At 43.0% G+C, this 9410-nt stretch carries 11 protein-coding genes; 3 read left to right on the forward strand and 8 right to left on the reverse strand.

What is annotated here, in order from left to right; all coding sequences use genetic code 11:
- The 3 genes from BFP75_RS13445 to BFP75_RS13455 all read left to right on the forward strand — a co-directional run bounded on the left by BFP75_RS13445 (position 1) and on the right by BFP75_RS13455 (position 2871).
- The gene (locus BFP75_RS13445; protein ID WP_099545896.1) at positions 1–804 is read left to right on the forward strand and encodes a Cof-type HAD-IIB family hydrolase; all 804 of its coding nucleotides are present in this window, start codon (positions 1–3) and stop codon (positions 802–804) included.
- Positions 805–836: 32 nt separating this feature from the next.
- Entirely contained in the window at positions 837–2111 is a 1275-nt protein-coding gene (locus tag BFP75_RS13450) for a DUF819 domain-containing protein (RefSeq protein ID WP_099545897.1), read from the forward strand.
- 64 nt (positions 2112–2175) lie between these two features.
- Positions 2176–2871, forward strand: coding sequence for a DUF4369 domain-containing protein (locus BFP75_RS13455; RefSeq protein WP_099545898.1), 696 nt, complete (start codon positions 2176–2178; stop codon positions 2869–2871).
- A gap of 47 nt (positions 2872–2918) precedes the next feature.
- Here BFP75_RS13455 and BFP75_RS13460 read toward each other — a convergent pair whose 3' ends face one another.
- From BFP75_RS13460 to BFP75_RS21875, 8 genes are all read right to left on the reverse strand, one after another.
- Entirely contained in the window at positions 2919–3188 is a 270-nt protein-coding gene (locus BFP75_RS13460) for a hypothetical protein (protein WP_099545899.1), read from the reverse strand.
- 51 nt (positions 3189–3239) lie between these two features.
- Positions 3240–4208, reverse strand: a complete 969-nt coding sequence (locus BFP75_RS13465; protein ID WP_099545900.1) for a type I phosphomannose isomerase catalytic subunit — start codon at positions 4206–4208, stop codon at positions 3240–3242.
- A gap of 114 nt (positions 4209–4322) precedes the next feature.
- Positions 4323–4733: a 6-pyruvoyl trahydropterin synthase family protein gene (locus BFP75_RS13470; protein WP_099545901.1), complete on the reverse strand. Its 411-nt coding sequence runs from the start codon at positions 4731–4733 to the stop codon at positions 4323–4325.
- The gene (gene idi, locus BFP75_RS13475; RefSeq protein ID WP_099545902.1) at positions 4723–5262 is read right to left on the reverse strand and encodes an isopentenyl-diphosphate Delta-isomerase; all 540 of its coding nucleotides are present in this window, start codon (positions 5260–5262) and stop codon (positions 4723–4725) included. The genes BFP75_RS13470 and idi overlap by 11 nt, the downstream gene beginning before the upstream one ends.
- 81 nt (positions 5263–5343) lie before the next feature.
- Positions 5344–6300, reverse strand: a complete 957-nt coding sequence (locus BFP75_RS13480) for a type IX secretion system membrane protein PorP/SprF (protein WP_099545903.1) — start codon at positions 6298–6300, stop codon at positions 5344–5346.
- Positions 6301–6304: 4 nt separating this feature from the next.
- Positions 6305–8275 carry a gliding motility-associated C-terminal domain-containing protein gene (locus BFP75_RS13485; protein ID WP_099545904.1) on the reverse strand — a complete coding sequence of 657 codons (1971 nt, stop codon included), beginning with the start codon at positions 8273–8275 and terminating at the stop codon, positions 6305–6307.
- 73 nt (positions 8276–8348) lie between these two features.
- Positions 8349–9014 carry a hypothetical protein gene (locus tag BFP75_RS13490; RefSeq protein WP_123803463.1) on the reverse strand — a complete coding sequence of 222 codons (666 nt, stop codon included), beginning with the start codon at positions 9012–9014 and terminating at the stop codon, positions 8349–8351.
- The coding region (locus tag BFP75_RS21875) for a hypothetical protein (RefSeq protein ID WP_165776599.1) at positions 8963–9410 on the reverse strand (448 nt) is incomplete at its 5' end. The genes BFP75_RS13490 and BFP75_RS21875, both read right to left, overlap by 52 nt.

Below are 9410 nucleotides of genomic sequence, written 5' to 3' on the forward strand. Positions count from 1 at the left end.
ATGAAATACAAACTACTCTGCTCAGACCTGGATGGCACACTTCTCTCGACTAAAAGTGATGTTTCAGGATACACCATTGCCCAGATCAATAGAATAAAGCAAAGCACCCGAATCATTCTTGTATCCGCCAGAATGCCCAACGGTATGTACTATATCCAGAGAGACCTGGGAATCTTGGACCAACCCATTGTTTGTTATAATGGCGCACTGGTCCTGGATGGTACCAAGGAACTGCTATCCGTGACCGTTCCATTGAAAGTCGTAAAGCAAATCCATGAAGTATGTGAAGATTTTAAAACGGATATGGGCCTATACGCATTTGACGAATGGCACGTACCCAAAACATCGGAAAGGGTTGAGAAGGAAATAAAATACACCAAGACGAACCCGGTTTTTAAATCGACCTTACGGACGTTGGCGGAATGGGACGGAAGAAAAATTGGAGCACATAAGGTTATGCTTATGGGTACCAAAGCCTCTGCGGATCAATTAATGCCCATACTTAAGGATATAGTTGGAAACGAAATCAATTTGTACCGCTCTAACGACACTTTAATAGAAATTTCCCCAAAATCCGTGTCCAAACTAACGGCCATACAAAAATTGTTGGTTTCCGGTGAATTGTTACAGGACATCATAGCCTTTGGTGATAACTTTAATGACATCGATATGTTGGCAAACGTTGGCTATGGCGTGGCGGTCTCCAATGCCAGGGAAGAAGTGAAACAAATAGCCAAATCCATTACCTCAAGCAATACAGAACACGGAGTTGCCCGATACATTGAACAACATCTACTTATTTAAGTATATTTGGTTCCAAAGGAAACCCTAGCAATATGGACAACCCCGTAAACCAGCCATTGATCGTAAACGATACCGTAGTTTTTGGTCTTTTGGCCCTCGCCCTTGGTTTTATATTTTACACCTCCAGTTTAAAAACCGGTTTTTGGCCAAAATTCTATTCCATTGTTCCAGCGGTACTCATGTGCTACCTATTGCCAGCGTTGATGGCAAGTGCGGGATTGATATCGGACGATACGTCCAATCTCTATTTCATGGCCAGTAGGTATCTCTTGCCCGCCGCCTTGGTATTAATGACGCTAAGTATTGACCTAAAGGCCATAAGCAACTTGGGTTCAAAGGCCCTGATCATGTTTTTAACAGGAAGTTTCGGAATCATTATTGGAGGTCCAATTGCTATTTTATTGGTTTCTATTTTTTCTCCTGAAACCGTTGGGGGGAATGATTTTGATGCCGTTTGGCGGGGATTGGCCACCATTGCGGGTAGTTGGATAGGTGGTGGGGCCAATCAGGCTGCAATGCTTGAAATTTTCAAATACAATCCTGAAAAATATGGCGGTATGGTTCTTATCGATATCGTAGTGGCCAATATTTGGATGGCCATTATTCTTTTGGGTGTAGGTAAAACAAAAAGAATCGATAAATGGCTCAAGGCAGATACATCGGCCATTGAGACCTTAAAAGTTAAAGTAACCCAGTTCACTGAAAAAATCACAAGGGTGCCTACGCTCCATGATTATATGATCATGCTATGCCTGGCCTTTTCAGCGGTAGGCCTTTCACATTTTTTGGGGGATTATGTAAGTGGGTACCTAAACGAAAACTTTGAAGCGGTCAGCGATAAAAAGAGTTTTCTTTCCTTTTTGGGATCCGGATTCTTTTGGATGGTGGTACTCGCAACCTGTGCGGGCATTGCCATGTCATTCACTAAGGCCAAGAATTATGAGGGTGCCGGGGCGAGTAAAATTGGCGGCGTTTTCATTTACATCCTTGTGGCCACCATTGGTATGAAAATGGACCTTGGAAAGGTTTTGGAAAATCCGGGTCTCATTGCCATTGGCTTTGTTTGGATCAGCATTCACGCCTTACTGCTCATCTTGGTGGCCAAACTCATAAAGGCCCCTTACTTCTTTTTGGCCGTAGGCAGCCAGGCCAATGTGGGTGGTGCGGCTTCTGCGCCCGTGGTAGCAGCGGAATTCCATCCTTCCTTAACTTCGGTTGGTGTATTATTGGCCGTTTTGGGTTATGTGGTTGGTACTGCAGGGGCCCTATTATGTGCCTACCTCATGGAGGTAGCCTCCAGTTTATAGTATTTATTTTTTGAATTGTATTTTCTTTAAAAATTTAATGATATTTGCCCCCTAAATTGTTTGAATGAAAAAAGTAGCTTTTATCCTGACTATACTTTTAATGGTTTCTTGTGGAAGCAACAAGGAAGATAACCTGGTCGTAAATGGCAAGGTACGAGGTTTAAAAAAAGGAACACTCTATCTACAGCATTTGATGGACACCACCCTCGTCACCGTAGATTCCCTAGAAATCGACGGAGACGGAACGTTTAGCCTTTCGGCCCAGTTGGAAAGTCCGGAAATTTATTATCTGTACTTGAATAAAAAGGACAACAACGCAATCAATGACCGGATTACCTTTTTTGCGGAACCGGGAATCATAACCATCAATACGGACTGGAACACTTTTGATACAACCGCAGAAATCAAGGGATCGCCTACACAGGAAAAGTTGGAAGAATACCAGAAGGCATTATCCAACATTAATCTAAGGAATATGGAAATTATGCTCAAGGCATCCCAGTTGGACGCAAACTCGGATCCGGCCACCATGGATTCCTTGGAAAGGATACGCACCAGAAATACCCAAAGAGCATACGCCTATTCCATCAACTATGCGCTAAATAATAAGGATTCATATATTTCACCTTACATAGCGGTAAAGGAAATTCCGGATGCCAACCTCAAATATCTGGACTCCATATACAAAGGCCTTGCGCCAGAGGTCGCCAATTCCAAATACGGAATGGACTTAAAAAAATTATTGGAAGAGAATGAATAAAAAAAGCATCCCATGAGGGATGCTTTTGGTTTTTTTAACGTGGCCAATTAAGCCATACCGTTCAATTGATCGACCAATTTATTGGCCTTGGTTTCAAGTTCTGTCCTAATACCGTTAAAATGGGCTCTTTTGTTTTCGACACCACCTTGGTTCACCTTGGCGATCAACTCGTCAAACGTTTCGATAGCACCGTCGATAATGGCAGTGCCTTCTTTTGAGGAACCTCCTCCGTTAGTTGCTTCTACTATATAAACCCCTTCAATAATATCACCCAGGACGTTATTTATATCCTTTTTTAAATTTCTAATACTTGCCATATTTTATATTTTGAACAAAAGTACGATTAAACCATTGAATATGTACACTGCCTAAATAGTAACTTCCAGTAATTTGGCACCTTCCGTGTTTATACTAATTATCTGTGACATGGCCGGTATCAAGGTCGTTTCGCCTTTTTGTATGCTTACTTTTCCAAACTCGTTTTCAATAAGAGCCCTGCCATCCACACACATATATATTGTAAAGGAATCCCTATTGTTGGTATCGATACTAAAGTTCTTGTCCAATTCCAAAATATTTGTTTTGAAATATGGACAGTCCACCATGGTATTGAGCGAGTTCATTTCTTTGGAATAGGCAACCTTAAAATCATCTTTCTTCTTATAATCAATGGCATCCAATGCCAGTTCAGTGTGCAATTCCCTTAAGTTTCCTTCCTTGTCCTTTCTGTTAAAATCAAATACACGATAGGTGATATCTGAAGTTTGCTGTATTTCCGCTAGTAAAACCCCAGCACCTATGGCATGTATTTTACCCGTATTGATGAAAAATGTATCCCCTTCATGTACTTTTTCATAATGCAACAACTCCAGCAAGGTGTCGTTTTGCAAACTTTGCCAGTATTCCGTTTTTGAAACATCCCTATTAAAGCCTACGACAAGTTGGGCCCCGGGATCGGCGTCCATAATGTACCACATCTCCGTTTTACCGAAAGAATTGTGTCTTTCCTTGGCCAATGCATCATTAGGGTGCACCTGTATGGAAAGATCCTGTTTGGCATCAATGAATTTGATAAGTATTGGAAATTCCGTTCCAAACCTATCCACCACGCTCTTGCCTAATAATTCTACTGGATATTTGTCAATTAAATCCTGTAAAAAGGTTCCTTCCAATTCACCGTTCGATACTATGGAAACATCACCGGTAACCGCGGAAAGTTCCCAACTTTCCCCAGTAATTTCACTTGTACTTGGCTTCCCAAATAAATCCTTTAATTTGGTTCCGCCCCAAAGTCGTTCTTTGAGTATCGGTTTAAATTTTAGCGGGTATAAATTCATTTTTTTGTATAAACTTTCCACATACCTAACGATGGCAGGAACTATATTATTTGAAACAATAAGAACTATCTAAATAATTTGTTCGCCGATAACATAAACTTGGCCCAGTAAGTTTTAGAATCCGGCGTAGGAGACAAAGTTTCGGGGTGTTTCGTAGAGGACTACCTCCAAATCCTTGTTTGCTTCGATGCTAGGCCTCAACCTGTTCCAAATAACTACGGCAATATTTTCCGCTGTAGGGTTCAATTCCAAAAATTCAGGAACCTCCTTGTTCAGGTTTTTATGGTCGAATGCATCTTCAATTTTATCCTTGATAAGGTCTTTCAAGACCTTCATATCCATAACAAAACCCGTTTCTGGGTCGATTTCCCCGGTAACGCTAACAATCAACTCATAGTTATGCCCGTGGAAGTTTGGGTTATTGCATTTACCAAAAACCTCCCAGTTTTTGGAATCTTCCCAATCCGATCTATAAAGCCGGTGCGCTGCATTAAAATGTGCCTTTCTACTGACCTTAACCTTCATTCTCCACAAGATTATCGATTAAATGCTGATAAAATTTTTCAAAAATTATCTTGAACCACGCAGTGTAAATCTCCGGATGCTCTTCCATATCCAATTTAATCGCTTTGGGCGTCATCCATTTCCAATCTGCAACTTCATCTTTATTGATATTTGGAACATCATTGAAATATCCAATTATTACATGATCAAGTTCATGCTCGGTCAACCCATTGTCGAAAGGAGCTCTGTAGATAAATGAAAAAAGCTCCTTTAAATCGGTTACAAAACCCATTTCTTCTTTAAGCCTACGCTTACCAGCTTCCAAATTGGACTCCCCTACCCTCTGGTGGCTGCAGCACGTATTGGTCCATAAAAATGGGGAGTGGTATTTATGGGCCGCCCTTTGTTGCAGCATAATTTCATTTTTATTATTTAAGACAAAAACAGAAAAGGCCCTATGCAACTCGGCTTTTTCATGAGCTTCCATTTTGGGCATGGTTCCCCTAGGGTTGTCATTTTTGTCGACTAGAATTACTTCTTCTTCCTTCATCCTGTAAAAATAAGGCCTTTGCGCTTTATTGTTCGAAGGCTTTATGAAAAAAATAAGAAAGAAGAAATGAAAAAAGTAGTTTTAGAAAAACCTAGGAGATTTCAGGTTGTTTTTACTGGAGATGAAATCATACCTAAGGATAACCTCGAAAGAACCGTCATTGAATGCTGCATTTCCAAGTTCTGTGGTCTCGCGGTCATAGGCAATACCTATTAAGAAGTTACCATTAACATTAAAACCTACCATACCACTGAAGGCAGCATCCCAACGATAGGCCGCTCCTAAAATGAATCGTTCATTTAGCATAAAATTGGCCGAAAGATCCACCTGCAAAGGAGCGCCTTGTACGACCTTGGTAAGCAAGGTTGGTTTAAATTTCAACATGGGGTTCAAATCCCAAACATATCCTGTAATAAAATAAAAGTTCATTTGCTCCTTGGCCGTACTCAAAGAGGATTCTTCAAAATAGGACGTCTCCAAAATTCGGGGCACGGAAAGTCCAGCATAGAATTTATCGGTATGATAATACACCCCTGCACCAACATTGGGCGAAAGACGGTTGTCTATATCCTGTTGAAGGGTCTGATCCGTGATAAATTGATTGAGTTCGGAAAAGCGTATGTCCAATAGGTTAGCACTTGCCTTTAACCCGAAACTTAAACGGCTTTCCGCTGCCAATGTCAACGTATAGGAGAAATCGACATCAAAATTGGTTTCGGAAGTGGGCCCTATTTTATCGTTGACAATGGACAAGCCCAGTCCTAAACCTCTATAACCAATTGGAGAATGGATATTAAAAGTCTGGGTCGTAGGTGCTCCCTCCAAACCCAACCATTGGGAGCGGTGTAAAGCGGCAATACTTATCTGACCCCTGGAACCTGCATAACCGGGATTCACACTTACCGTGTTGTACATATACTGGGTATACTGGGCATCCTGTTGCGCAAACATTGAGGTTTCGGACCAAAGGAGTATAAGGATCAATAGACCTTTTATTGAAAAGCTACTGTTCAGTTTAAAAAAATTGTTATCTAACATCCTTCTATCTATTAATATATATGTAACCCGAAAGCTGTTTCATGGTCCCATTGGGCTCCTCATAATCCAATATGTAGAAATAAGTTCCAACAGGAAGTTTATTGTCTTGCGCAATGGTTACCCTACCTTGGGAAGTTCCATCAAAGACATTTCCTTCTGTATTGTAGGCCCTAGTGGTAAAGACCGATACGCCCCATCTGTTATAAATCCTGATGGTATTGTTAGGATAATTTTCCAGGCCATCGATACGCAGTACGTCGTGTACACCATCACCGTTAGGTGTGATAACATTAAATACCTCTATCTGTTCCGATAGTTCGCCCAGATCGGAATCCAAATAGTTTGGCGTACCGTCTCCGTCCGAATCATCGTTACTATAATCACCGTCACCGTTCAAATCCTCATCTATGGTCTCAATGCCATCGTCGTCGTCGTCAGTATCTCGATAATCGGATTCCAAATCGCTATCCGTATTGGGCAATTGGCCATAAGGATCGTCCAACTCATCGTTCACATCGACGTCATTGACATTGCTTCCTTCGTAGCCGTCGTCAAGGCCATCGCCATCCTGATCGGACCCGAACAATGTGAAATCGGCAATACCGTCTTGATTTTGGTCATGGGCCTCGATGCTATCGGGTACATTGTCATTATCACTGTCCTCATCCAAATAATCGGGCAAGCTATCCCCATCAGTGTCTACTGGAAACAACCCAAGATTTCCGCCACCTTCATAGGCGTCATCCACACCGTTTCCATTGGCATCGGTACCACTTGGAGCGATATATCCAGAGGTTGTCTGTGCTTCTACGTTATCAGGGACACCATCGTTATCGCTATCTATATCAAGATAATCTGGGTAACCGTCCAAATCTGTATCCGTAGGATTGGTGGCCGGATCATTGTCGGCGTCCAGATTAAGGTCTTCAAAACTATCGAGTATACCGTCGTTGTCGCTATCCAAATCGGTATCCGACGGACTTACGATCATCGTAATCGTTGAAGTACTGCAGTTTCCTGCATCGTCACAAAGGGTATATTCGAGGGCATCAGAGCCTATAAAATCATTGTTAGGAAAATAGGTAATCGTATCGTCAGTTGGGTCGTTGGGAGTACCATTATCATCAATGGTCGCAGATCCGTTTGTTGGCTGGGTTATACTGAACGTACCAATTGTAGGTATATCGTTATCATTTAAGCTCCATTCATTGATAACCCTAATTTCGTTTACGGCAATGGCGATATTATCATCAAAAGTATCCAAAATAGGTAATACGTCTATACTGACAGTTGCCGTACTACAATCTCCAAAGCTGTTGCAGATGGTATAATCAAAACTGTCCGCACCATTAAAATCAGGGTTGGGGGTATAGGTAAGTATATCATCCAATGGGTTGTTAGGTGTACCATTGTCATCTATGATGACCGTTCCGTTGGAAGGTGAAGTCGTTGTCAAAGCACCCGGGTTTGGCAAATCGGAGTCATTGGCATAAATATCCACAATTAACGAAGTATCCTCATCTAAGGCGATCAAATCATCCACTAAGTTTGCGGCCTGGGGCAAACAAACTACCGTAAAATTGGGAAGTGCAAAGTCATTGCCCACCTTTGTTACCGTGGCCGTATACCTTACCACAGCATCCGTAGCCGTTACTGTAGGTCTTGTGGGGTCTCCACTGACTGCGGGAGACCAGCTTACCGTAGCCCCGCCACTTACGTTATTGGTGATATCCAGGGTAACCTGATTATCAGGATTATTACAGTCCGTGACGATGAAATACCCTGTGGCATTGGAACCGCAAAGCGTACCATCATAGGTAGCAAAGTAAATACCGGGTGCGGTTACCTCATAGAAAAAATCCGTTCCCAAAACGGTATTGGTATCCGAGGCCTCGTACCAGCGATAATTGTTTTCATCGGTGGAATTGGGTGCCTGTAGTAAAAATTGGGCATTGGATACCAACATCCCGAACATTGTAAAAACAAAGCTCAGGAATATGGATTTATGTTGATTGATTTTTTTCAAACCGATATGGGTCTTTAGCTGATTACTTTACTACGAATACCACGTTGATCAAAGAGTTGTAATCCGGAGGTGTACCAATTACATCGTATTGCATGTTACCGTTCGCATCAATTAAATCGATGTTCAAAACTGCAGGATCTGCAAAGGTTACGTAGTAATATAGTTCTGTTCTACCATAGGTTGGAACAGTCCCTGGTGCACCCGCGCTCGCCGTAAAGTTTGCAGCCGAACCTCCGTACTGGTCTAGATATTCCTGATAAAGGTCTACTGTTACATTATTCACTAAAACGGAAGCATCAATTGCTATAGAGGGTGGGTAGAAAATCCGTGCTGCCTTAGATGTGATTGGTGCAATAGCCTGTATTACGTCCTCCACTGTTGCCTCACTACTACCATCTCCGTCCACATCTACAGGTGTATCCGAATCCACTTCAGAAGCCGTCTGGTCGTCGGTACCTACCAAACTCGATAGGTCGACCGTGGCCGAACTACCTCCTTCAATATCTATCTGTAACTGGTTGCTACCGTCAAGGGTAGCTCCCGTCAAGTTCTGGTCATCCGTGCTGCCCGCTGCAAGTTCAGACAAGGCCCCCTCTACATCCGTGGCCGTAAAGTTGCCTCCGGCATCAGTGATGTTCACCTCCGAGGCCGTCTGGTCGTCCGTGCCCACCAAACTCGATAGGTCCACAGTGGCCGAGGTTCCGCCCTCGATGTCTCCGACAAAGCACCTTCTACATCCGTGGCCGTAAAGTTGCCTCCGGCATCAGTGATGTTCACCTCCGAGGCCGTCTGGTCATCCGTACCCACCAAACTCGATAGGTCCACAGTGGCCGAGGTTCCGCCCTCGATGTCTATCTGTAACTGGTTGCTACCGTCAAGGGTAGCTCCCGTCAAATTCTGGTCATCCGTGCTGCCCGCTGCAAGTTCCGACAAAGCACCTTCTACATCGGTTGCCGTGAAGTTTCCACCTGCATCCGTAATATTCACTTCGGAAGCTGTTTGGTCGTCGGTACCTACCAAACTCGATAGGTCGACCGTGGCCGAACTACCTCCTTCAATATCTATCTGTAACTGGTTGCTACCG

It is taken from the genome of Maribacter sp. 4G9 (assembly GCF_002742265.1).
Classification (GTDB): Bacteria; Bacteroidota; Bacteroidia; order Flavobacteriales; family Flavobacteriaceae; genus Maribacter.